Raw genomic sequence first — 20,780 nt, forward strand, 5'->3', positions numbered from 1 at the left:
GCAGCACAACCGCGCCGCCGGCCGGCGCAGTTGGCGCGCTGGTTGCGGCTTGGATAGTGGCGAGCGAACTGCGGACGGTCGGCAACGCCGTTGCGTCGTTGTCTTGTCCGGATAGGGTCTGCGATGGGTTGGATGAGTTATAGAACGGAAGGATTTCACTCCCGGTGTCTCTGTCGCTGCACACCGCGTAAATGCCGTATGTTGTTCCAGCCGCGAGCGTAAGAGTCGCCGCGGCCGGCAGGAGATATTGCACCGTCACGGCTGTGCTGTCTGCATCAAGCCCGGCTGTCGTCGCGCCAATGGCTGTGACATCGACGACGCCCGGCGCGAGGACCGAGCCAACACCGACCGTCAGCGTCATGGCCGTGGTTGAGAACGTCAGTGCGAAGCCTTCAGCCGCCGAGACGCCATCGCCATAAACCTGCGATGCGAGCTTACCGAGGCCGACTTTTGCAAAGCGCCCTGCGTACAGCATATCCGTGTCGAGCGGCACTGCGCCCGCATAGATGATGTTCCGGTCCATGATTATCCTAGTGAATTGAACCCGGTTTCGAATTCACCGAGCAGTGCTGACGACCCGGTGCATTGCACCCACGCGACAACGCCTTCAGCTTTGGTTCTGTTGATCGCGGCGTAGACGGCAGTCTTATCAGATGATGACGGAACGACGGCAGTTAGGAAAAACTGGCCGCCCGAAAGATGCCCGTAGTGCAGGCCATTATTATATCCGTAGCCACCGCCTATCGCCGGGGATGCTGCCGATCCGTAACCTTTACAGTCGTCTGCGTTCGTCGGCTCGATGATCGTCGGCGTAACGCCAAGGGAGGCGTTGACCGCCGCGATGATAGCTGCCCGAGTGTTTTTGCCAGCGACAAGTGCCGCCTGTATCCGCGCCAGATAGGACGCATCGGTCTCGTCTGTATTGCGTGGGAATCCATCTTCGCCGAACAGGTCCGCCGCGTGCATATCCAGCGAAGCGCCTGTGCTGGTCTGCAATCGCGTCTGGTCGTTCACATAATCAAAAAGCGACCATATCCACGCAAAGACACTCGCGAATCCCGTCAGGACGCCGACAAGGACTGGCGCTTGTTCATCCTCATCGACGCCGGGCGCATCCGGAAACCATCCGTCCGGCAAAAGCTGCCGCAGTCGCCGAACGAAATCGGCCTGATCTCCGGTCGCCATTATGCCGCCACTACGGTTATCGAGACAGTGCCTGCGCGGATAACGCCAGTGCTGGACGCTGGCAGATCAGCCTGCGCGCCGTTCAGCAGCACGTCGGTGATGGATGTCGGAGTGACTGTTGCGTTATTCCATGCGACCACTGAGAGGCGACTGTAGGCATAGCCCGCACCGACCGACTGTGCGTCGATGTCGGAAGTGATTGCAGTCTGGACAGTAGTCTCGACCGCCGCCGTAGCAGTCCCCGACGGGACGGTAACTGTCATGGACACATTCGCCACAGTCTCGACGGGGCCAATGGTCGCAAAACCAACCCCGCACGCGCGAACTGCGTCTATCGCCGTGTAAACGTCTTCGATCAGCGTATCGGACGGGTCGCCTGTGCCGTCATCGACAACGGCGGTGAAATACCCTGCGCGCGTCGTCCCGTCCGCAGCCTGCCCATCCATGATTGCGTCGGTAAGGTTCGTCTGCACGCCCGCAATCGCGCTCTCTATCGCGGCCTCACAGGCTGTCGCCTTCGCCGCAAGCCAGTTCGGAAAACGCGCGATCAGCGCCGCGTCCGTTTCGCCGTCCGATCCGTTCACGACGGCTGTCACGTTGGTCACAATGTCGATGCCGGAGATCGCCGTTCCCAGCAGGCAGATCGCGCCAGCCGCGACGTTGCCCGTCGTGCCGGTCGTTGTGCATTGCACAGGGACGGTGATCGCTGCGGTTCCTGCCGCCCGCACATAGGCCGCAGCCGCCGTGCTCCACGCACTGTTCGACGTGTCTTTCGTGACGGTGAAGATGATGCCGGAGACCGTCTTTACCGTGTCGCCAACAGCAACCGTCGCCGACTGCCCGGACGGTGAGAACGACGTCATCATGACGTTGGTTGTTGCTGCTGTCCCGGCCTCACGCGTCATGCCGAACTGCTCGACCCACGTATCAATGTCCGATCCGGTCGAAGTCGTCAGATAAACGCGCGTCAGGATCTGGAGCGCGACGTATTGCAGCCATAGCCCGACGCCAGCCACAGCCTCCATCAGTGCGCGGCCGACCGTGCCAACGGTCATGTCGAGCAAAGACGCGCACGCGCCCTGCGCCGCAGTTATCGCTGTCGATACGGTCGTCGTAAATGATCGGAGTGTCAGGGACATTTCAGGTCGCGTAGCTCAGTGCTTGTTGCGTCTGCGTCGCCGCATCCGTGTATTGGATCAGGCAGGTAAACGACCCACCTCCGTTGTCCGTGACCGTCGTCGTGACCGGCTGGGACTGGTCAACACCAGTTTCCATTGCCATCTGTTCAGCAATGACGCCCTGGATCATGGCCGCCGTTATAGGACTTCCGATCATCGCCGGAGCGCCCGCGCCGTAATCGAGCGACCAGAGATATCCGCCGGGATTGGTGCATAACCGCCGCAGGATGGATTGTTGCGTCGCAGTCGGCTCATCGACGACAGCGATCCCGCCCGAACTATCCAGCAGGATATCGCCGCCGAAGACGTGGCTTATGAGGTTCATCGTTCATCAACCCACCGGACCGCCGGTATTCGCGCCGTTGTTGCCGTTCGTATGGACGTGGCTGTTGAGGCTATGACTGGACGTTTTCACATCGGTCTGCCCGGTCACCGTACCGGTCGCCGTTATGTCGCCGCCCGTCACCGACAGGCCAGAACTGGTGAGCGTCATGGTGCACCCGCCGACCTTGGCGACGATGGATGACGTCGTGATCGAGAGCGTCGCCCCGGCCGCCCCCGCATAAAATCCATCAGCGGTGATGTGAAACCAACCTGCGCCCTCTGTAGCGTCGCCTGCCGTCCGAGTATCCGTGTCCGTTGGCGGCGCTCCGCACCCAGCCATGACCAGCATCTCACCAGACTGCGCGACCTTCCCCGTCTGGGGGGATGTCGGCGACTGGATGATGTCGTCAAAGACATCAGCGGAAACGACAAGGTGTTCAGCATCTCCGCCAACCGGCGTCACCTTGACGTGCTGACCAATGGACGGCGGCGCGGACATGCGCAGATCACCAGATCGCACGCCGACGCCATACTGGACCCAGCCGCTTTCAACGCCGTCTGGCTGGAGAGCAACCTTAACCGCGTGGTTAATCGGATCTACGGCGGTGACGAGACCATACGACGGAGCCGGTATCGAGTTCGCGACTGCCTGCGCCACCATCCGCGAGATGACGGCGTGAAGGCTCCTAGTCATACTCGCTGCTCTCGTCGTCTGTCGTATCGCGCGTTCGAAGCGTCACGTTCTGCGTGTAGCCCTGATCCCAACCGAACGTGCTGGAGACCGCATCAACATCATGCGTGCCGTCCCACGTCGTGCCGGTGCCAGTCAGCGTCATAAACTGACGCGGGGCCAGCGACGCGCGGCCATGCACGGTGAACGTCAAATCCCTGCCATGGGCTACGATCTGTCGGTAAAGCGCCTCGGCCTTCGCTTGCAACTGATCCTGCTTCAGCCCCGGAAATTTGAAGCTGTGCATGGTCCCATTGGCCAGCGCGTTCTTTTTCCCTGCGCCCAGAGCGGAAAAATACACCTCAGACTTGATGCGCTGCTTGCTGTCCCAAGACAGGCAGTGGACGACGACGCCTTTGGCCGTCTGGTAGTCGCGGCCAAAATTCGCATCCCAGAAGTCCGCGACAATCGGAGATCCGCCGCCGGGGTCCGAATACTTCAGCGAGTGGGCCGTCGCGTCGTCGCTTGATGGATACGGCGCAACGACAATCGTCTTTCCATCTGCGTAGAAATCGCAATTCGATCCGTTGGCGACATATCGCACAAGGTCGAACGCCGTCTGAAAACGATGCTGGCCAGCCGCCGCGTGGCGCTTATGCTCAATCTGCCAGAACTGCCCCTCGTAGCCAGTCGTCACGGTGACATTCGGCGTCAAACCGGCCGCCGTGATGACCGACTTCAGCAACTCCGTGCCGGTTAGATTCAACCACGTGTCCATCACGCGCATGTCCATCAGCTTCGCGAGGTAGTCGCGACAGGTGACTGAAACGCTGCTGCTGAACGGCCGGAAAGCGACGTTATCGACGATACCCTGAAACACCGCCGTCCATTGCGAGCCGGACGATTCTTCGTCTCGCATCTGCAGCTGGATATCGATGTCGGAGAGCGTCGAACCTGAAGCGGGATCGGAAACGTCGAACCAGTATGGCGCCTGAGTGACTGACCGATCGAACGCAAGTTCCAGCGTCAGTGTGTCGCACCGACCGTAGCGTGTACGGTCCAGAGAGAACGACAGAACGCCGAAACCTGATTGTTCCACGCCGTTCACGAGCAAGCGACAGCGGGGGGAGCGCCACGGACTACGCCGCGTCCCCGTCACTGTGATGCTGTCGCTCATTGAGCTGGGATGCCGTCCGTCTGCGTGGAATCAACAACCGGCAACTGGAGCGTGACCGGCGTCGTGAATGAGGACAGGTCCGGGTCGGACATGCCGTTAAGCTGGGCGATGCGCCACCATTGCGTGGCGTCGTTCAACTGCGTCGCTGCGACGTGATAGAGCGTTCTATCAGACGCCGTGACCGTGACCGTCGCCATCAGGAAATTACCGAAACTGTCGTGCCGGATGCGATGCCGGTATTGAGCGCGGCGCGTCCAACCGATGCACGCGCGTCCACTGCTGTTGAGGTGATGCTGGCGTTCTGCGCGACCGCAGTCAAAGCCGAAGCATTGCCGACCGTGATTGCCTCAAGATTAGCCCCAGCGTCGGAAATCGTGGTTCCGAGCGACGTTGCTGCTGATTGCATCGAAGTCATCATAGTAGCGACAGACGATGGCGCAGACGCAAGATTTGTCGCAGCGCCTGTCAGGCTCGTCACCGCAGAGAGGTCGGTTGATACGCTCGCCAGCGCCGATCCCGCGCCAACAAGGCTGGCTAGTGGCGTGATCTGCCCCACCACAGCCCCCAACTGGCTGGACGCATTGGAGATTGCGGACGAAACTGTGGAGATCGTGTCCGTGACGGAAGTGATAGCGTTTGCAGCATCAGACCCGATCAGAGCCGACAGCGCGCTCGACGCCGTGCTGGTAGTCGTCGCGGACGCCAGGATCTGCTCAAGCTGGATCTCATATGGGATGACCGCGCCCTTGCGGGTATATTCGTACCAGTATTCGGCGATCTTTACCTGTGCCGAGAAGCCTGGAGCAGAGAACGCAATCGCCTGCCCAGCCACGCGCATCTGCTTGATGGCTTGTGCGCGGGAGAGCGCGTTCGGGCCTAGGAAGCGCGCGGAAAAGATGATCCTGTTCGGATCATTGCCAACCGCATCGACTATCCTGCCACCGCCCGGCAGCCTCTGCACGACAAGCTGCTGCAAGCCGCCGTCGCGGATAACGTCCGGGACTTCTGCCCCTGAGAGCGTCACGCTCCCGATAACGACAGGCGCACTCGTCCCGAGGCGGCCAATCGATCCGATGGCTGCCTCGATAGACGTGAGTGACATGGTGTTCCTGAGTTACGGCTGGCCGGTGAATATCGGCCATTTTTGCAGCGGCGCAGTCGAGTTGCGAGGCACGAACGGCCAGTGCTGAGGGTTCGACTGGTTACTCTCCGCCAGCGCTTGCAGTGTCGGATCAGCGCGGAAATCGAGCGGGATCAACTTGCGATGATACAAGTCCGGATCGTGGATATTACTCCAGCGCTCGCACCGACTGTAAGCGCGATCGAACTCTAGCGGGACGCCGTTGACGTCGCCGTGAGCCATCATCGTGTGCATGCACTCGATATCAGTCGCGCCGGGAAAGCGTCCGGTGTTTGCGCATCCGCCCAGAAGAATAACCGCCGCGAGAATGGAGAGCCGCAAGATCGTCGTCCGGTTGGTGATACTGACGACAGTATCAAGCCGCCCGACTCGACGCGTCAAGCCAACAAAAAAGCCGCCCCACCTTACGGCGTAAGCGGCTGGACGCACGAATGCGGATGATAGAGATTTATAGGTCAGTAACCGTACGGTTTGTCAAGGGGATTGTGGGGGTGACTTAATTGAGACGCATCCCTAATTTGATGACACGCTAGTGGCTGCACAATTAGAAAATCGTAACAATGAAGATCGGAACTAGTACGATATCGTTATCATATGGCGAAACGACCCCCAGCGCGCCCGACTGCCACAGTGTCGGATTCTTCTCAATTCGAACTCACTCTCGCTCATTACGAGACGCCAGAGTGTTCTATTGACTTCAAACTTGATGAGGGCGGCGGCTCGGTATGGGCCACGCAAGCGCAGATAGCCGACGCGTTCGGCATTAGCAGCAAGACGGTCAGTGAGCATCTTGCAAACGTGTTCCGAGAGCAGGAACTGATAGAGGAGGCAGTTGTCCGGAAAATCCGGACAACTGCAAAAGATGGCAAGAGTTACAACACGTTACACTACAACCTCGATGCCATTCTAAGTGTTGGCTATCGGGTGAGTGGCACCAAGGCCACCAAGTTCCGCCAATGGGCTACAGGCGTTCTAAAGTCATTCTTGACGAAGGGTTACGCACTAAATGAGGAGAGGCTCAGGGATGACCCAGAATCCCTAAAGGCTCTAGCTGCAAAAATAAGAGCCCTTAGGGCGGATGAGAAGAACATATACAAGTCGGTCCGGGATGTGTTTGCCTTTGGGTCAATAGACTACGACAAATCATCACCGACAGTCAGGTCATTCTATGCAAAGTTGCAAGACAAGCTGACTTATGCGGTAACCGGGAACACATCCGCACAAATAGTGCTTACAAGAGCAAGTTCAAAGAAGCCCAACATGGGCTTGAAATCATTCTCTGGCGCTGGCCCTGGAGCGTCCGATATTCATATCGGAAAGAATTATCTCGAAGAGAACGAACTATATCAACTGCACATACTATGTGAGCAATTTCTGATGTTTATGGAGTTATCATCTGCGCAAGGGAAAGCTCTAACCATGCAGCAATTGGCCGATAAATTTGACGCACTCTTGATTGCTCAAGACCAGCAGTTACTCAGCACCTATGACGGTTGGTTCAAGGATAGGGCCAAGAAGCATGCTGAGGCCGAATACGCCACTTACCGCAGGTCCCTGCGATAGTAGAGAGCCTCCCGCTCATTGATCCACATCATTGCGAAACACTAACGTATTACCCACCATCCCGCCGGGCGGCGCGGTTCGGGGATGGATGGCGTCGCCCAGCCACGCACGCAGCGTGAGAAGCCTTCCCAGATTACGCAAATCGTATATACAATCCGCTTGACCGACCTAATCTAATCGTATATACAATCTGCATGAGATACGCGTGGGACGAAGAGAAGCGCCGGAGCAACCTTAAGAAGCACGGCGTCGACTTCTCTGAAGCCGATGACTTCGAGTGGGACGTCGCTCTCGTAACGGCAAGCCAAAGCGCTCGGGAGCCCCGCCTCGTTGCCCTCGGGCCGATCGGCAATCGCCTCTACGTCCTCGTCTTCAGCATCGAAACGCGCATCGTCCGCATCATCAGCCTGCGCAAGGCAAATAAACGGGAGGCCAAGCACTATGTCTCGCAAGCGTGAGTTCATCATCCCCACCGACACGGAAGACGCTGCGATCAACGCCGGGATCGCGCAGGACGCCGACAACCCCGAACTGACGGATCGAGAATTGCGAGCAATGGTGCCCGCGCAACGCGCGACGCCCGCTCTTGCCGCAGCGAAACGCGTCAGGGGTGCGCAGCAAGCTCCGGTGAAGATGCCCGTCTCCATTCGCCTGGACCGCGATTTGATTGACCGCCTCAAGGCTGACGGGCCGGGGTGGCAGAAGCGCGCGAACGATATGCTTCGTGTGGCGACGGGCTTGGTGAACTAACCACCCCTCCCCGCGTTGACGCTACACGGACGGCATCAGAACAAGCCTCATCTGTCACCGGCTCATCGGTGCCGTCCGACCATCATGCGCCTCGCGCAGAACTTCCTTGCAAAACGTAACTTAAAGGCCCACTGAAGATAGCGGGCCGCTACCTTCCCGCAGCTTTGGCGACAAGTTTCTGCGCGCCCCGAAAGCCAAAAAGATGTCTAACGAGACACTGAGCCGGATTGCCGTCCTTGAGCAGCAGGTGGCCGAGTTGCAAGCCCGCATGGGCAGCGCGAGTCCCACAGAGAATGCGCGCCACATAAACATGATCAGCAAAATCGTGGCCGCATTGTCCGTGAACAGTCGAGAGCTGTGGAAGGCAGTGAATGCGGGGCGACCAGCGAGTATTGCCCGCTCACGGCACTAAACCCGTCAGATCGACGGGTTTGAGGTTTTCCACCGCCCGTTTTCTATGCCAATTCCGACGCCCTCACGTTCCGCGCTTTGGTGTTTTGTTCCATGGGAGGCTGGTGATATCTATGCCGCCTTAGCGTCCATGCGGCGCGCGGCAACTGAGGCATCGGCAGAGGCGTGGCGGCTCCTAAAATACGATCTATGTGCCATGCGATTTTGCTTGGGCCACTGAATGTAAAGCTGGTCAACGACACGTTAGGGACGGAGCTGATAGGCGGCGACTTATACCTCAGCCGTCAAGCGCACTGGCACATAGCGCAAGATCACCCCGAGGATTACGATGCGTGCATACTCGCACTGAAATCAGTGGGCGCCCGCCCTGGGCTCATCGGGCAAGCCCCAAAGCATGGGTCTAATTTTGAGGCGATTGTCCGTTTCCGATCCGCGAATCCTCAGAAGCCGTTCGTGCTTGTAGCCATAGGACTCGAACGAGATGAGCGAGGAGCGTATCGCGTGAAGAGTGCCTATTCCATTGATGAGCGCACCGTCGAGAGGCGGCGACTTAACGGGCACCTTAAACTTCCTTGTAGATAGCAAAAGAGGCCGCCAAGGCGACCTCCTGCTGTCCGGGCGGGACGCAATCCCCGATCTCTTGGGCACCCGGTCCCGCGCGCTTAGGACCAAGATGCTTATTTACCAACCCTTGCGAGGCTGGTGCGTGAGGTAGCCGTTCTCACCTCACCGGACGGCACATACATGATCATACCCGTGGTTTAGGTCAAGTTAACTCTAGGCATCGACCAACGCCCTCACCTTCCGCCCACTCTGCGGGAGCCTCCCGCCAAACAACGCCTCAGCGTGCGTGACCTTCAACTCCGCGATCACGGCTCCGGCGCAGATCTTGTCGAACGTCTCCCTGTCCACGACCTGCGGCGTCGCGTTCGGCTTCACCTTCCCTGTCTTTGGATCGTGGTCGCGATCAGGAACGAACAGGTTGAACTTCGCGCCGCCCACGTGCTGCACGAGATAGATGTTCGGGTGGCCGTTCACGTCACAGACATGCAGGCCGTCCGCCACAAACCCGCTCGGCTGCCACAGCACAAAGTCGCCGCGCCGCAAGAACGGGTAGAGGTTGTTCGTCTCCAGACGCAGGACGTGGTTCGGCGACTGCGGCGTCCCCGCCAGAGCCAGCGCGCTCATAACGCTGGCTCCGGGGTCTTGGCGAAAGGGCGCAGCACATCCACGATCAATGGGAACCAGACCCACGGCTGAACAGTGCCTTGCGTGTGCGCCTTAGTCTTGTCCTCATACCGCCCGAACCGGCGTCCTTTTTCTGTTGGCGTCCAGACGATCCGGTTCTTTGCATCGCGGCTGTCGTTGTGGAAGCCTTGCTCTTTCAAAAGCTGGTTCACGTCGCGGTTTGATATCCCCAACTCCGCGCCGATCTGCGTCGCAGTCATCGTCCGCTCCTGAACGACGAGCGGTTGAGCCTGCCAACCGAGCACTTTCGGGAGGTCAACGCCCGTCTGCTCCTTCACGACGGCGTTTGCCTTGAGACGCGCTTGCGTCACATCCATGCCTTGGCGCTTGTGATACGCGAGCGTCGAGCCGTGTAGCGCGATAGCTTTGCGGATCAGGGTGATGTGGTTGAAGGAGGGGGTAGCGGTAGCGGGAATTTCGCCACGAACCATCGCATCGAAGGCCTCAAGCACCTTGAGGTGGAAAGCTGCGCTAATCCATTCCCCGTAGGCGTAGACCAGTTGGCGCACTCCATAAGTCCCAGAAGCGCTTCCGCCATTGATTACGTTAAGTGGTTGATTTTTCTCAGAAGGGGAATTTCCCTTCTGGCAGATTTCCGCCACTAATGCCCTTGTCTGAGCGTTCTTCCCCCACTCCGCTGGAGTCTTGTTCGCGGGAGAACCAGCGGCGCGCCAGCAATCATTTAGGCTGTAGCGACCTGCCTCGTCCTGGCGGATTGAAGACGAAAGGATGGTGAGAGCGCTCATGCTGCCTCTCCCTTCGCGCGAAGGGCGGGGAACATCTCCATAAGCTTCTCTCTCGGCTTCCCGCCGTAGAAAACCTCGTGCTCCGTTTCGTTGTCCTCGATGGTTTCAAGCATGTCGTGAGCGATCTTGATCATCTGCTCCCGCGACGGTGGATTATCGATCGTAAGAAGATTGATTACGTCGTCATGAAGAATCGTAATGGAGATCATCTGAGACTGAGCGAGTTTCAGAAGCTGCTCTCGGGTCAGTATGGATAGAGCCTTATAGGAACAAGCCTCGGGCATGCCGAAGATGCGCTTTGCCCTTTCGGGCGCAGGTATGCTATCTGTCATCCGTTGATACCTTTCTGGGTTTCACTCAGAGGCATCGGGGGAAGTCGCCAAACCGGACCCCGATGCCTTTTCTTTTTTCAGAAGAACTTCGGCGAGCAGTTCGTTGATTTCCGACGTCATACTGCGAACGCTTTCCGCAGCGGATTGTCGAAGCGCTTCGTAAACATCCGGCCTCAACCGCAATGTCATCCGAGGGCAATCTTGGAATGGGGTAGGAATGTGTGCCTCCTTCGCTGATGGCACACCATATATGCCATGGCACAGGCGATGTGCAATAGAAAAAACACATCACCTGTGCCAAAATGCGAACATGAGCGACGATGACAGATACCGCAGATTCAACCTGAGAATCCCGAAGGACGTGTTCGACGTCATTCAAGACTTGGCGTTGGAGCGCTCGCACTCGATGAACGCTGAGATCGTGCAGCGCCTTGAGGCGTCTTTAATGCCTGTTGCTATGTGGCCAACTGACGCCCCAGACGATAGCAGCCCCATATCTCCCGAAGAGAAATCCTTTATTGCCATCATGCGCTCCATGAGCGAGCCGGAGCGGATGATTCTGCGGGGTGTGCTACGCGGAATGGCCGAAGGCAGGGACGCGGTTAGTAAGCCGAGAGACCAATAGCCCGGTTGACCTCTCCACCCTGCGAATGTGATGTTCCGTTACAAATGTAACGGGGGTGAGCGTGAAGAGAGTTTTGGTGGTGGGGACGATTTCGTCGTTATGCTATACCTATGACGCCGCAGCACAGGAAGCGCGCGACCTTCAGCCCGTGTCGAAGCAAATCTCTGATGGCTCACAATGCTTCGATATAAAATTTGAGAAGCAACAACTTCCGCCTTACCAACCAATTCTGATTAATAAATGCACAGGAAATACGTGGTTGTTAGTAAGGAGCCCTATAGGCGATAAAAACGGCAAAGATACTGGATCTTACACATATACTTGGCAGCCACTTCAATACGGCAACGCGATACCAATTTTAACGCCGTCAAGATAATCTCCCCCACTCCCACCCACCCCTCGCCCCGTGCTACACTCCGCCCATGACCGACGAGCCGACCAACCTCATCCTTGAGCAGTTGAAGCTGATCCGTAAGGAGCAGGCGGACCAGCGCACGCTCCTGCTGCACCACACCGACCTGCTACGCCGTATCGAGCGCCGGGTTGCCGAGGGCGAGCGCCGTGTGGACGAACTGAAGGACGATCTTGAGATGATGCTCAAGTCCGAGATCATGGGTCGGCTGGGTAACTTCGAAAACGAGATCGACCGCCGCATGGACGAGATCGAGGCCAAGCTGCGGGAGCGGTGACGGGGCGTTGACCCGACTCTGGCGCGGGTGATCGGATGATCTCCATGAGCGGAGATCGACAATGGCAGCTTCAGTGGAAGTGGTGTGGACTGACTGGTCAGCCGACTACAGAATTGGCGTCAAAATAGTTACCGTTCGGGTTGTGCATGACGCCGGAGAGTTTCAGCTAAGCTTTCAAATAAAAGAGCCTCTGTCGACTGCAACGCGGCTGCGTGAGTTGATACTTCAGGAGCTTCACCACCTTGGGGCTGGTTTGGCAGCAACCGAGCCTCAGCAGATATCGATACCCGAAGGCTCCCTTCCTGATTAGGCTCGACCCGAAGATCGAGCAGTTTTGTCTCGTATTTCACGCTTCCTCCAGACGACATTCTGCCAAAGGCTATTTGTCCCGTCTTGGTTTCGGTGGGAATTACACCCAGTCCCTCAATTCACAAACGCCATCCCCGGCATACGCGGATTGCCCACGCCGTCAGCGTAACTCCCCTGCGCGCGCAAATCCTGCATCGCGCGGCCGTATTCGACGTTGAACATGATGTCTCCGATCTTCTTGCCGTCCAGCATGACGGGGGCTGGGCGGATTACGAATTGCTGCGGTTGCGGCTGGGGTTGCGTTGATGGCGTTTGTCGCTCTTGCGCACGTGACGCCTGCGCCTGCTGCCATATCGGCACGGACTGCCATGCTGTCGCGAATGGGTCATTGACGTGAGCCTGAGGCGCTGACGCCGGACTGCCGACATGCGTGTGAAACCATTGGAACGGGTCCAGCTTATCCTTCCAGGTTATCGGTGATCCGTCGTCATAACCGAGTTTGTGATCCTCCGACTTCGCCCACCCCGCCAGCTTGTGTGTTCCGTAGAGGATGCCGCCAGCAGCGGCCAAAGTTGCCGCGAGCGCCCCCGCACCGGCTGCGAACGCCGCCATCGCAGGAATAGCCGCCGCCACCGATGCTCCCGCCATCACGGAACCCAATGCGGCGACGCCAGAGACAAGCGGCCCGAGAGCCGCAGCTGTTAGCGCCATACCACCCGCGAGCGCGACGAAAGCCGCCGTTCCCGCCGCGAGCATTTCCAAATCCTCCACGGCGCGCGGGTGTCGCCGTGTAAAATCCGTCAGCTTCGTGATCCCGGCCGTCAGCTTCGCCAGCATTCCGGTCGCATCATTCACCAATGGCGCTCCTAGTGCCGTGAGAAGGTTGTGCCACGCATTTTCGAAGGCGTTGAGTTTTGTGGTTGGATCGGTCGCGTTCGCGACCTTGTATTGATCGACGCCGACTGCTCGCTGGATATTCTGCGCGTCGCGATCGAACGCAGGCTGGTTCCTGAGAATTTCCGACAGAAGACCGATCACGGTCCCGCGTAGATGGCTGCGGAGCAATTCTGCCATCTGAGAATCTGTCGTCGCGAACCCGCTCTTCTGGAGGGCTTTCGACAAATAATCACGCACCCACGACACCGGATCCGCACGCATTTCGTCGCCGCCAGCAAGCGCGCCGCGATCGATCGTAAGATGGCCACCGCGACCCACATGAACTTTCTTCGCATCCATCAGGCCGAGATTTTCAAGCCACGTCGCGCCCGCCTGCGTCATAATCCCGCCCGCGAGTTGCTGCTGGAGTGACGCAAGCTGCGTCCCGACCGTCGATGCGCTGCCAGACGCGGCTATGACGGGGGCTAGGTTTATCAGTCCCCTATCCGACAAAGCAGCCCCGGCCGTCCGCGCATACTGCTGGAAGGCAAGCAATTGCTCAGGTCCGACGCGTCCACGCGAACCGATCGCGATACCCTCCAGTAGCCGTGCTTGCTGCGTAAGGTGGCTTGCGCTGATCTCGTGGGTATTCGGGTCTACAAGAGCGCCTCGCTGGTCCAAATAACGGACAGCGGTAAATGCAGACTGCTCCTGATCGCGCCCCGTCAGATTGGACAGAACAACACCCATCTGCGCCATCTGCGGCATAACCGCGATGGCTTCCTTCATCGAGCCAAGCTGGTTTCGAAGGTCGGCAACGAGGGCGATGTTCTTCTCCGCCGACGATCCAATTACATTCCCGGCAGTCTGCCACGCCGCGCCAGTCGCCTGCGCCACCTCTACCTGAGAAAGCCCGGCCTGATACATCAAAGACTGCTGGTGCGCGAACTCCTTCCCGGCGTCTGCCAGCTTGGCCATCCCGGCCAGCATCGCCGTTCCGCCGATGACGCCAGTGAACCCTAGAGCTGCAAGTTTCGCGCGGTTGAAGCCCCCTTGAAGCTGTTCGACCGACATGTTGAGGCCGACGACATGCTTGGATAGCGCCTGAAGAACCGCCGTAGCGTTGTCCTTCATGGCGATGGTTACGCCGATTTTGTAGATGTCAGCCATTTGCGCGTGCTATCCTCGCGGCGTGAAGCCACCTTATTTCGAAACGGACGATGAGTTCGACGACGGCGGAACGCCTATGTGGCGTGAGCGTCAGCAGGAATTGCGCAGGACGCACGTGCGTCAGCGCGTGACGATCAATGCTCCTGCGCGCAGGCAGCCGCAGACCCTGCGTGAGTGGTGGGATATGGCTACCCCGGCCCAGATTTTTATCACCGGACAGGTGTTGTTTTGGTCGTTTTTGTTTGTGGTCGTCATCGGGACTGTGGCCGCGCTTGTGATCCACGACGCCATTTTCGGGGCGCCAAGCGACTTTGACGCTGCCATGTGGCAGACTTCGCATTAGAGCAGACAAACCGCCACGTCTCTTGCCTGCCATCTCCAACAGATCAGATAAGGCGTGATCGCCCTTAAATCTTCCGCGTCAGCCCATCGATGCCGACCTTGCTATATATTGATGAGTCTCTGAAAATATGTTCATGATGGGTAATAACCAATTTACGTGATCGGTTTACCTACATGATTGGCATGCTTCAGATCATAACGTGGCTTCTGTCTTTTTATTTGGTAATTAAGGGAATTGAAATATTGCAGATAGGGCTCGCCTCCAGCAGAGAGAGTCGTAAATTACCTATCGCAATAGGTATAATTACATTGGTAGCGTGCATCGGCGCTGGTCTGTGGTTCACTCAAACTCAGGATAATATGGCAAGCTCCATATCCTCAAATAGGCGTCAGATTCCATAACCAATCAGCATCCTTTAGTGTTCATCACGTGTGCCTCGCGCCCACTAAGGAGTTACGGGTGAAGTTTATTAAGCGAACCATAGAGACGTTATTATGCCTATGCGTGTGCTATGCGGTTTTCGCCGTAGCAGGGAACATATTCCTTGCGAAGGGAGCGCCTAAAGACTCGGACGGCAGCACTTATCCCACCCCCGCACTTCCGGCCGCCGTCACCGCCCCGGTTGGGGCGGTCTCCGTTTCTGATTTTTTAGTCGACTTCCCCGATACGAAGAGCGGGGTGCGCGAGGTTGTCGGTCCTGGGCGTTTGGCCTGTGCTGGCGGTGAACTGTGCTACATATATTCGCCAGACAATATGTCTGTTTACGTGATGATTGATATAAAAAAACTCGACCGCGCCTCCCGGAAGGCAATTATCGAGAACGACGCATTAAATGGAACATTATACTATACTACTTTAATCGTTCACAAAGACGGCATGCTGAACCAGAGTATCGTGACATCCATTTCCCCAGCGAACTGATCTCAACGCTTTAATCGAAGCGCCCCGCCAATCACCTCACCGCCCACCAGCGTCCCCACGAACCGTTCCCCGATCTCGTGGACGACTTCCTTCTCCTTCCGCATCAGCGCGCCAGCCAGAACCGTGCGAGGCGGCTGCTTGGTGGTGCCGAGTTCAAAATAGACGAGATGATCGTCATCTGAGCCGATCATCGCCTCATGACCCGACACGTTCGTCTCGATACTGTCGCGCATTGCACCCGACCGCAGGCCAGGATCGTTCTCGGTGTAACCGTGGCGCACGCGATCGTCCTTCGTGTTGTCGGCCAGTTCCGCCCACGCAGGCAGCCCGCCGATCGCGCCCTGATAGTGGCCGATCTCCGCTTTCGCCTCAGTCTGCACGATCCGCGCCGCTGCCTCCAGCCCGGAATGTGTCGCGTGATCGACCTCAAGCGTCATTTCCGTCAGTGCGGCAGCGAAACCGAGCAGCGAAAGTTCAGCCACTTTGCTTTTCCTCAAACTGCATGGCGTGCCAGTTGAAGCGCGCGCCCTCGAACTCCGAGAACGTGATGCTGTAAAGCATCACCTCAGCGGCAGACAGTTCATCCATTGCGGTGCTGTAAGGCACCCCATTCTTCACGAGCCAGAGGCGGTCTGTGATTCCTGGGGCGCGTCGGAGTTTTTTACGTCGGCCTCAACGGCGGCGCTTTGCTCCTCAGCAACGGCAACAGCGGCAGATGCGGCATCGCTATCCACAACATCCCAAAGCCCGTCCAATTCCGTGATGTTGTTGGGGAACGGCGGTGTTGGGCGTCCGTCGATCGAAACCACACGCAGCCGAGCAAGCGTGTTCGCGCTCCACGAGTTATCGCCGAATTGCGCTCCAGCGATGCGCGTGAAGCGCGACAGAAGGCTGCCGCGCAGTTCCCTCACCTCAATCTTCCGCCCTTTGGCGTCGGTGACGACGGTGTTTCCGTTCTCGGACATCAGATTGCGATCCTCTGCGATGCAGTGAAGTTAACTGTCTGGTTAACAATGTTGTCGTTCTGCCACTGGCCCGCATCGTTGAGCGTGATGGCCACGTCCGAGAACTCGTAGGTTGTGGTCGTGCCGTCAGTTTCGGTGATGTATTGGTACAGAGTGCCGGAATTGATGGTCGCCGCCGACCAGAACGCCGCCTCGTTCGACGCGATCAGCGCATCAAGCGTGTCGCTGTCGCGCTGCATCACGAAGCTTCCCGACCATCCATTCGGGACTTCATAAGTGATCGGCTTGCTGTTCAGCGGCGCAGACTTGAGTTGCACTGTCTGCTGATTCGACCGGAACTGAGTGACGGTTGGCAGATCAACCGTCGTTCCGTTCCAGATGAACACGATCCGCGTGGTGCGGCCGATATTGAAAGGCGCGTTTGCCATCGCTGGTCTCCGTTAGCTGCTGGAGACGGTGACGGAAACGCCCGCGCCGCCTTCAAGGTTGATGATGAAGAAGCGGTTGATGCCCATGTATTGGACGCTCACGGCGCACACGAGGTAGCCGAGCGCGGTCTGCGCCGTGGGGTTGTTCGATGTGTCGCAGATGACGGTGTAGGGAACGGTCGTGCCCGTGTTGTCGAGCATCCCAGCCGAGCGCATCGTGGAGAGAAGCCCAAGGATGGACGCACGCACATTGCCGAACAGCGTGGAGTTGATCGGCTCTCCGACATACGGCCCCATGCCGGTCGCCAGCGTCTCGGCGATGTAGTTCGTCAGACGCGTGTATTCGTCGCCGTAGATGAGATCGTTCTGCGACGAGTTATAGCCGCCGCGACATCCCCAGATCGCGCCACGCGGGATCGGGTTCGTGACCACATCGAAACCGGCGGTGAACAGGGAAGACAGTTCCGCCGTGGAATACGTCTGCGTCGCGCCCGAAGAAACGAGACCAGCCTTCTGACTGCCTGCGACGCCGTAAATCTGCTTGTTGAGACCAGACTCTTCCGGGCTCTGCTGCGACAGAAGCCCGGCGACATACGCCTGAGCCGGGACGAGCATGAGGCCGTTCGTGCTGTCGTCCCACCAGAGCCAGTCGCCGAACATGACCTTAAGGCCATAGGAGGCGTAACCGCCACTGGCAGACGTTGCGACGGCGTTGGTGATCGTGTCGCCGGATGGGCCGGTCGCGATCATGTAGACGCCCTCGCCGATGCCGAACGCCGCCTGCGTGGTGTAGCTGGTGACGTCATCCAGACCAGCCAGCATACCGATCGCGCAGGACTGGTTGCGTAGCGCATACATACCTGTGCGCGGGTCGGAGTCCTCGCCGATGAACTGCTCGGTTGTCGGCGTTCCACCGTCTGCACCACCGGAGAGCGTCACGGTCGCAGCGGCCAGCGTCGGAACGGTCGTCGGAACCGTCAGGACAATCAGCGCGCTCGTGTCAGCAGTCACAGCCGCGGCGATAGCCGTCCACGTCGTGCCGACATAGGTTCGCGTGCCGAGAACGGAATGCGAGACCGTAAGCTGATACGTGGTCGTGCTCGCGCCATAGAGGGCCAGCGTCAGCTTGATCGAGTTGCCTGCCGTGCCGGTGTAGATCGCCGTCGCCGTGACAGTGCCGATCGTGCCGGTCGCCGCCGTGTCCGTGCCGTCAGACACGCGCACGATGCGGAAGTCGCTGGCTCCCTGAAGCACGCAGATGCTTAGTGCGGTGCCTGCATCCGTGGACGACGCGACCTTTGGGCCGAACGCTGCCAGATAATCGTCGAGGCCGCCAGCGGTCGTCGCGCTGTTCTTCGCCCCCCATGTCGCGGTTCCGACAATGCCGATGCGGCTATAGGTGACGCCGTTGAGCGAGACCTGTGAATCTTGCACGATTTGGACAGCGAGATTCGGGACGATCTGCCCCGAAGTCGAGAACGCGCCAGACTGGTAAATAAGCGCCATGAATCAGCCCCCCAGAGCCGTGCGGACGGTGAAAATGTCGAGCTTGTTCTTCTTCTTTTCCTCGGCGACCTGCGCGTCGGTCAGCTTCGCGCCAACCGGGTATCCGTGGCCGGGCTTGGTCACGACGTAGGAAAATGCCTGGGAAACAGATGCGCGCACGGGCGCAGACGGCGCGGCGGGTGCCTGCGTCGGGCTTTCGTCTGTCATTGATTTCTCGCGGGTGATTAAGGGGAGATGATCAGCCGTTCAGGAGAACGTCGCCGATTTTCACTGTCTCGCTGCCGTTCAGCAGGACGTTGAAGCCGCCGAATAGCAACTGCGCGTCCTGTTCGTGCTGCGTGGTGTCGAAGGTGATTGCGTATCGGAGATCGCGCCGAAAGATCGACTGCGACTGCATCGTGTCGATGTCATACGAGCCTGCGAACTGGATCAGTTCCTTCGTGCCGTTTTTCGACGTGATGAAGCTGATGCCTGAGAGCGCGGCGTCGAGTGCGTGACCAAGCTTGTCGCGGCCTTCCCACGATCCGGACCAGACCGATACGGTGAAAAGCTGGGACTGGCGGCGAGTGATGCGCTTTGCCGTTGCTGATCCACCCGCGCGCGCCGTGAGCGACACAGCGGACGGAACGGTGACGACAGCCCCGGATGATGTGGATCCGGGAATCAGCGCCGCCAGAGCCGCCGCAATCGTGGTGGCGGTGTCTGTGGTTTGCACGGCGTAGAGCGCGACAGAATTTGGCTCGATAGATGCGTCCGTCGAATGATCGATGCGGATGCCTGCGTTGCCAAGCGGGGTTGCGCCCGACGTGAGTGAAACCGTGACCGTCTGCCCGGAAACTGCAAGCGCGACAGTCGCGGGCGTCACGTCGCCTTCCGACCACGGCATACCGAGCGGTGCGGGAAGATCCTTCCAGCCGCCTTGGATAGGCATGACGTAGACATAATCCGTGCCGCCCTTGATCGAGCATTCGCCGGTCAGGTCGGCGTCGGTGAACCACCCGCGCTTGATGATCGTGCGAGCGCCCGTCAGCGACGCGCTACTGTCGCCGCTCGGGTAAACGATCCCGTCGATCGTATAGGCCAGCGCGTTCGCAACTGTGCCGATGTCCGCCATGATTTAAGCCTGGTTGACCGTCATCAGGCACTCGCTGCCGTATTGAGACGTGGTGACGCCGAAGATCGTGTAGGAAATGCCGTGCGCGTCCGTGACCTGCATGTAGGGACGTGGGAGATAGTTCGGCATGAGCGGCAGAAGCAGACCGTAAGCCGCCGCCTTCACCGCGCCTGACGTGCCAGACTGTGGCATGACGCCCGCTTTCGGCTGGCTGATATACGCGGGCCAGTCCGTCGCGCTCGTCGTATCGCCAGACGTGTTGCTGCTACTCGTGCCGTATGGGTCTTGCAGGCCAGCGACCGTGCATATTCCTGTCGTCAGCGAGCCGTCATCGGTGGTGACGCCCGATCCAGACATTGCGGTCTCGGTAAGCGACACGACGGAATTGGTCAGCACGCACGACACCGGGCGCCACGGCTCGAACCGGGACACGAAATACGTCCCTGTGGCGGCCACGATGATGTCGCCCGACCGAACGTCGTCCGTGTCCATCAAGGCCCACGTCGTCGGCTTGTCCCATAGCGGCGGCGCGCGAAACGCATAGTCCGGTGACGCGCTAAAATCCGCCATCAGGCAGCGGCTTTCAGTCGTCAGCGGAGCGGCCAACGCGGTCGGACGCATGATCTGCGCCGGAGCGCCAACCTTCTGAGCTGCCTTCGCCATGCCACGCGCGACGCGGCGCTGGATCAGGAATTGGTCGACCACGCTTATTCGGCGCTTTCGTGCTGCTCAGACTCAGGCGCGACAGGTTCGGCCACAGGCGCAACCTTCGCCGCCACACGCGCAGCGCCCGGCCCTGAGTGCATGGCGCTCTCCCCAGGACGCAACGGCCTGTCGCGCCCCTCACGAGGCGTCACGTTGCCCTTGTCGTCCACGAGGTCGCCGGTATGCGCGAGCGTGCCGGTGACACGCAGGGCGCAGACGCCATCCAGTGGGATAGGGCCAGCGTGCGGGTCAGCGATCTCCACCTCGTCGCCGAACGGATGCACGTCGCGGCTGTTCTTCTTCACGATGATCTCGATCGAGCCATCGCGCACAAGCGCCCATGCAGTCTGCGGCAGTGGAAAGCCTGCGGCGGAATGACGCGGGGCTTCGTCTTCGTATTTCAT

At 58.9% G+C, this 20,780-nt stretch carries 29 protein-coding genes and 1 pseudogene; 7 read left to right on the forward strand and 23 right to left on the reverse strand.

What is annotated here, in order from left to right; translation table 11 throughout:
• From J2D73_RS18395 to J2D73_RS18435, 9 genes and pseudogenes are all read right to left on the reverse strand, one after another.
• Positions 1-523 (reverse strand): annotated as a pseudogene (locus tag J2D73_RS18395) (hypothetical protein); the annotation flags it as partial.
• Positions 524-525: 2 nt separating this feature from the next.
• On the reverse strand, positions 526-1,185 hold the full coding sequence (locus J2D73_RS18400) for a hypothetical protein (RefSeq protein ID WP_207883721.1): 660 nt from the start codon (positions 1,183-1,185) through the stop codon (positions 526-528).
• Positions 1,185-2,324, reverse strand: a complete 1,140-nt coding sequence (locus J2D73_RS18405; protein WP_207883723.1) for a baseplate J/gp47 family protein — start codon at positions 2,322-2,324, stop codon at positions 1,185-1,187. The genes J2D73_RS18400 and J2D73_RS18405 overlap by 1 nt, the downstream gene beginning before the upstream one ends.
• 1 nt (position 2,325) lies before the next feature.
• Positions 2,326-2,688 carry a phage tail protein gene (locus J2D73_RS18410; protein ID WP_207883725.1) on the reverse strand — a complete coding sequence of 121 codons (363 nt, stop codon included), beginning with the start codon at positions 2,686-2,688 and terminating at the stop codon, positions 2,326-2,328.
• 6 nt (positions 2,689-2,694) lie between these two features.
• A complete protein-coding gene (locus tag J2D73_RS18415) occupies positions 2,695-3,381 on the reverse strand; it encodes a baseplate assembly protein (protein WP_243430087.1) in 687 nt (228 codons plus the stop codon).
• The gene (locus J2D73_RS18420; RefSeq protein WP_207883727.1) at positions 3,374-4,534 is read right to left on the reverse strand and encodes a hypothetical protein; all 1,161 of its coding nucleotides are present in this window, start codon (positions 4,532-4,534) and stop codon (positions 3,374-3,376) included. The genes J2D73_RS18415 and J2D73_RS18420 overlap by 8 nt, the downstream gene beginning before the upstream one ends.
• Entirely contained in the window at positions 4,531-4,734 is a 204-nt protein-coding gene (locus tag J2D73_RS18425) for a hypothetical protein (RefSeq protein ID WP_207883802.1), read from the reverse strand. Before J2D73_RS18425 ends, J2D73_RS18420 begins: the two co-directional genes overlap by 4 nt.
• Positions 4,731-5,636 (reverse strand): hypothetical protein, encoded by a 906-nt coding sequence (locus J2D73_RS18430; protein ID WP_207883729.1) that lies wholly within the window; start codon positions 5,634-5,636, stop codon positions 4,731-4,733. Before J2D73_RS18430 ends, J2D73_RS18425 begins: the two co-directional genes overlap by 4 nt.
• 12 nt (positions 5,637-5,648) lie before the next feature.
• Positions 5,649-6,056: a hypothetical protein gene (locus J2D73_RS18435; RefSeq protein WP_207883731.1), complete on the reverse strand. Its 408-nt coding sequence runs from the start codon at positions 6,054-6,056 to the stop codon at positions 5,649-5,651.
• 249 nt (positions 6,057-6,305) lie between these two features.
• Between J2D73_RS18435 and rhuM the strand changes: the two genes are divergently transcribed.
• The 3 genes from rhuM (at position 6,306) to J2D73_RS18450 (ending at position 7,988) form a co-directional block, all read left to right on the forward strand.
• Positions 6,306-7,238: a RhuM family protein gene (rhuM, locus tag J2D73_RS18440; RefSeq protein ID WP_207883733.1), complete on the forward strand. Its 933-nt coding sequence runs from the start codon at positions 6,306-6,308 to the stop codon at positions 7,236-7,238.
• A gap of 194 nt (positions 7,239-7,432) precedes the next feature.
• Positions 7,433-7,696 carry a BrnT family toxin gene (locus J2D73_RS18445; RefSeq protein WP_207883734.1) on the forward strand — a complete coding sequence of 88 codons (264 nt, stop codon included), beginning with the start codon at positions 7,433-7,435 and terminating at the stop codon, positions 7,694-7,696.
• On the forward strand, positions 7,680-7,988 hold the full coding sequence (locus J2D73_RS18450; RefSeq protein WP_243430089.1) for a BrnA antitoxin family protein: 309 nt from the start codon (positions 7,680-7,682) through the stop codon (positions 7,986-7,988). Before J2D73_RS18445 ends, J2D73_RS18450 begins: the two co-directional genes overlap by 17 nt.
• Before the next feature lie 1,188 nt (positions 7,989-9,176).
• On the opposite strand, the gene J2D73_RS18455 is transcribed toward J2D73_RS18450, so the two are convergent.
• From J2D73_RS18455 to J2D73_RS21310, 4 genes are read right to left on the reverse strand one after another with little or no spacing between them, the layout of a single operon-like run.
• Positions 9,177-9,587 carry a hypothetical protein gene (locus tag J2D73_RS18455; protein WP_207883735.1) on the reverse strand — a complete coding sequence of 137 codons (411 nt, stop codon included), beginning with the start codon at positions 9,585-9,587 and terminating at the stop codon, positions 9,177-9,179.
• The gene (locus J2D73_RS18460) at positions 9,584-10,393 is read right to left on the reverse strand and encodes a KilA-N domain-containing protein (protein ID WP_207883736.1); all 810 of its coding nucleotides are present in this window, start codon (positions 10,391-10,393) and stop codon (positions 9,584-9,586) included. Before J2D73_RS18460 ends, J2D73_RS18455 begins: the two co-directional genes overlap by 4 nt.
• Entirely contained in the window at positions 10,390-10,725 is a 336-nt protein-coding gene (locus J2D73_RS18465) for a hypothetical protein (RefSeq protein WP_207883737.1), read from the reverse strand. Before J2D73_RS18465 ends, J2D73_RS18460 begins: the two co-directional genes overlap by 4 nt.
• 21 nt (positions 10,726-10,746) lie before the next feature.
• The gene (locus J2D73_RS21310; protein WP_207883738.1) at positions 10,747-10,914 is read right to left on the reverse strand and encodes an Arc family DNA-binding protein; all 168 of its coding nucleotides are present in this window, start codon (positions 10,912-10,914) and stop codon (positions 10,747-10,749) included.
• Positions 10,915-11,035: 121 nt separating this feature from the next.
• On the opposite strand from J2D73_RS21310, the gene J2D73_RS18475 reads away from it, so the two are divergent.
• Together J2D73_RS18475 and J2D73_RS18480 are read left to right on the forward strand one after the other, a co-directional pair.
• Complete coding sequence (locus tag J2D73_RS18475; protein WP_207883739.1) at positions 11,036-11,350, forward strand: Arc family DNA-binding protein; 315 nt, start codon at positions 11,036-11,038, stop codon at positions 11,348-11,350.
• Between the two features lie 422 nt (positions 11,351-11,772).
• Positions 11,773-12,039 carry a hypothetical protein gene (locus J2D73_RS18480; protein WP_207883741.1) on the forward strand — a complete coding sequence of 89 codons (267 nt, stop codon included), beginning with the start codon at positions 11,773-11,775 and terminating at the stop codon, positions 12,037-12,039.
• A gap of 423 nt (positions 12,040-12,462) precedes the next feature.
• On the opposite strand, the gene J2D73_RS18485 is transcribed toward J2D73_RS18480, so the two are convergent.
• Positions 12,463-14,394, reverse strand: a complete 1,932-nt coding sequence (locus tag J2D73_RS18485) for a phage tail tape measure protein (protein WP_207883742.1) — start codon at positions 14,392-14,394, stop codon at positions 12,463-12,465.
• On the opposite strand from J2D73_RS18485, the gene J2D73_RS18490 reads away from it, so the two are divergent.
• Together J2D73_RS18490 and J2D73_RS18495 are read left to right on the forward strand one after the other, a co-directional pair.
• Positions 14,384-14,737, forward strand: a complete 354-nt coding sequence (locus J2D73_RS18490) for a hypothetical protein (protein ID WP_207883744.1) — start codon at positions 14,384-14,386, stop codon at positions 14,735-14,737. The two genes, J2D73_RS18485 and J2D73_RS18490, sit on opposite strands and share 11 nt — an antisense overlap.
• A 459-nt stretch (positions 14,738-15,196) precedes the next feature.
• Positions 15,197-15,658 carry a hypothetical protein gene (locus tag J2D73_RS18495; protein ID WP_207883746.1) on the forward strand — a complete coding sequence of 154 codons (462 nt, stop codon included), beginning with the start codon at positions 15,197-15,199 and terminating at the stop codon, positions 15,656-15,658.
• 2 nt (positions 15,659-15,660) lie between these two features.
• Here J2D73_RS18495 and J2D73_RS18500 read toward each other — a convergent pair whose 3' ends face one another.
• The 9 genes from J2D73_RS18500 to J2D73_RS18535 are packed head-to-tail and all read right to left on the reverse strand — an operon-like array spanning position 15,661 to position 20,780.
• Positions 15,661-16,140, reverse strand: a complete 480-nt coding sequence (locus tag J2D73_RS18500) for a hypothetical protein (protein ID WP_207883748.1) — start codon at positions 16,138-16,140, stop codon at positions 15,661-15,663.
• Positions 16,133-16,264, reverse strand: a complete 132-nt coding sequence (locus tag J2D73_RS21075) for a hypothetical protein (protein ID WP_279380953.1) — start codon at positions 16,262-16,264, stop codon at positions 16,133-16,135. The genes J2D73_RS18500 and J2D73_RS21075 overlap by 8 nt, the downstream gene beginning before the upstream one ends.
• An 8-nt stretch (positions 16,265-16,272) precedes the next feature.
• Complete coding sequence (locus tag J2D73_RS18505; protein ID WP_207883750.1) at positions 16,273-16,623, reverse strand: hypothetical protein; 351 nt, start codon at positions 16,621-16,623, stop codon at positions 16,273-16,275.
• Positions 16,623-17,051 (reverse strand): hypothetical protein, encoded by a 429-nt coding sequence (locus tag J2D73_RS18510; RefSeq protein ID WP_207883752.1) that lies wholly within the window; start codon positions 17,049-17,051, stop codon positions 16,623-16,625. The genes J2D73_RS18505 and J2D73_RS18510 overlap by 1 nt, the downstream gene beginning before the upstream one ends.
• A gap of 12 nt (positions 17,052-17,063) precedes the next feature.
• The gene (locus tag J2D73_RS18515; RefSeq protein WP_207883753.1) at positions 17,064-18,557 is read right to left on the reverse strand and encodes a phage tail sheath protein; all 1,494 of its coding nucleotides are present in this window, start codon (positions 18,555-18,557) and stop codon (positions 17,064-17,066) included.
• Between the two features lie 3 nt (positions 18,558-18,560).
• A complete protein-coding gene (locus J2D73_RS18520; RefSeq protein WP_207883754.1) occupies positions 18,561-18,764 on the reverse strand; it encodes a hypothetical protein in 204 nt (67 codons plus the stop codon).
• A 31-nt stretch (positions 18,765-18,795) separates the two neighbouring features.
• Positions 18,796-19,671: a hypothetical protein gene (locus J2D73_RS18525; RefSeq protein WP_207883755.1), complete on the reverse strand. Its 876-nt coding sequence runs from the start codon at positions 19,669-19,671 to the stop codon at positions 18,796-18,798.
• A gap of 3 nt (positions 19,672-19,674) precedes the next feature.
• Complete coding sequence (locus J2D73_RS18530) at positions 19,675-20,376, reverse strand: hypothetical protein (RefSeq protein ID WP_207883756.1); 702 nt, start codon at positions 20,374-20,376, stop codon at positions 19,675-19,677.
• 2 nt (positions 20,377-20,378) lie between these two features.
• Positions 20,379-20,780, reverse strand: a complete 402-nt coding sequence (locus J2D73_RS18535; protein ID WP_207883757.1) for a hypothetical protein — start codon at positions 20,778-20,780, stop codon at positions 20,379-20,381.

Origin of the sequence: Acetobacter sacchari (genome assembly GCF_017377715.1) — a bacterium.
GTDB lineage: Bacteria > Pseudomonadota > Alphaproteobacteria > Acetobacterales > Acetobacteraceae > Acetobacter > Acetobacter sacchari.

What these genes read in the sequence shown, in the direction of transcription:
- J2D73_RS18400 (WP_207883721.1), bottom strand. Translation starts at nt 1,185, where the DNA reads ATGGCGACCGGAGATCAGGCCGATTTCGTTCGGCGACTGCGGCAGCTT.
- J2D73_RS18405 (WP_207883723.1), bottom strand. Translation starts at nt 2,324, where the DNA reads ATGTCCCTGACACTCCGATCATTTACGACGACCGTATCGACAGCGATA.
- J2D73_RS18410 (WP_207883725.1), bottom strand. Translation starts at nt 2,688, where the DNA reads ATGAACCTCATAAGCCACGTCTTCGGCGGCGATATCCTGCTGGATAGT.
- J2D73_RS18415 (WP_243430087.1), bottom strand. Translation starts at nt 3,381, where the DNA reads ATGACTAGGAGCCTTCACGCCGTCATCTCGCGGATGGTGGCGCAGGCA.
- J2D73_RS18420 (WP_207883727.1), bottom strand. Translation starts at nt 4,534, where the DNA reads ATGAGCGACAGCATCACAGTGACGGGGACGCGGCGTAGTCCGTGGCGC.
- J2D73_RS18430 (WP_207883729.1), bottom strand. Translation starts at nt 5,636, where the DNA reads ATGTCACTCACGTCTATCGAGGCAGCCATCGGATCGATTGGCCGCCTC.
- J2D73_RS18445 (WP_207883734.1), top strand. Translation starts at nt 7,433, where the DNA reads ATGAGATACGCGTGGGACGAAGAGAAGCGCCGGAGCAACCTTAAGAAG.
- J2D73_RS18450 (WP_243430089.1), top strand. Translation starts at nt 7,680, where the DNA reads ATGTCTCGCAAGCGTGAGTTCATCATCCCCACCGACACGGAAGACGCT.
- J2D73_RS18455 (WP_207883735.1), bottom strand. Translation starts at nt 9,587, where the DNA reads ATGAGCGCGCTGGCTCTGGCGGGGACGCCGCAGTCGCCGAACCACGTC.
- J2D73_RS18460 (WP_207883736.1), bottom strand. Translation starts at nt 10,393, where the DNA reads ATGAGCGCTCTCACCATCCTTTCGTCTTCAATCCGCCAGGACGAGGCA.
- J2D73_RS18465 (WP_207883737.1), bottom strand. Translation starts at nt 10,725, where the DNA reads ATGACAGATAGCATACCTGCGCCCGAAAGGGCAAAGCGCATCTTCGGC.
- J2D73_RS21310 (WP_207883738.1), bottom strand. Translation starts at nt 10,914, where the DNA reads ATGACATTGCGGTTGAGGCCGGATGTTTACGAAGCGCTTCGACAATCC.
- J2D73_RS18475 (WP_207883739.1), top strand. Translation starts at nt 11,036, where the DNA reads ATGAGCGACGATGACAGATACCGCAGATTCAACCTGAGAATCCCGAAG.
- J2D73_RS18480 (WP_207883741.1), top strand. Translation starts at nt 11,773, where the DNA reads ATGACCGACGAGCCGACCAACCTCATCCTTGAGCAGTTGAAGCTGATC.
- J2D73_RS18490 (WP_207883744.1), top strand. Translation starts at nt 14,384, where the DNA reads ATGTCAGCCATTTGCGCGTGCTATCCTCGCGGCGTGAAGCCACCTTAT.
- J2D73_RS18485 (WP_207883742.1), bottom strand. Translation starts at nt 14,394, where the DNA reads ATGGCTGACATCTACAAAATCGGCGTAACCATCGCCATGAAGGACAAC.
- J2D73_RS18505 (WP_207883750.1), bottom strand. Translation starts at nt 16,623, where the DNA reads ATGTCCGAGAACGGAAACACCGTCGTCACCGACGCCAAAGGGCGGAAG.
- J2D73_RS18510 (WP_207883752.1), bottom strand. Translation starts at nt 17,051, where the DNA reads ATGGCAAACGCGCCTTTCAATATCGGCCGCACCACGCGGATCGTGTTC.
- J2D73_RS18515 (WP_207883753.1), bottom strand. Translation starts at nt 18,557, where the DNA reads ATGGCGCTTATTTACCAGTCTGGCGCGTTCTCGACTTCGGGGCAGATC.
- J2D73_RS18520 (WP_207883754.1), bottom strand. Translation starts at nt 18,764, where the DNA reads ATGACAGACGAAAGCCCGACGCAGGCACCCGCCGCGCCGTCTGCGCCC.
- J2D73_RS18525 (WP_207883755.1), bottom strand. Translation starts at nt 19,671, where the DNA reads ATGGCGGACATCGGCACAGTTGCGAACGCGCTGGCCTATACGATCGAC.
- J2D73_RS18535 (WP_207883757.1), bottom strand. Translation starts at nt 20,780, where the DNA reads ATGAAATACGAAGACGAAGCCCCGCGTCATTCCGCCGCAGGCTTTCCA.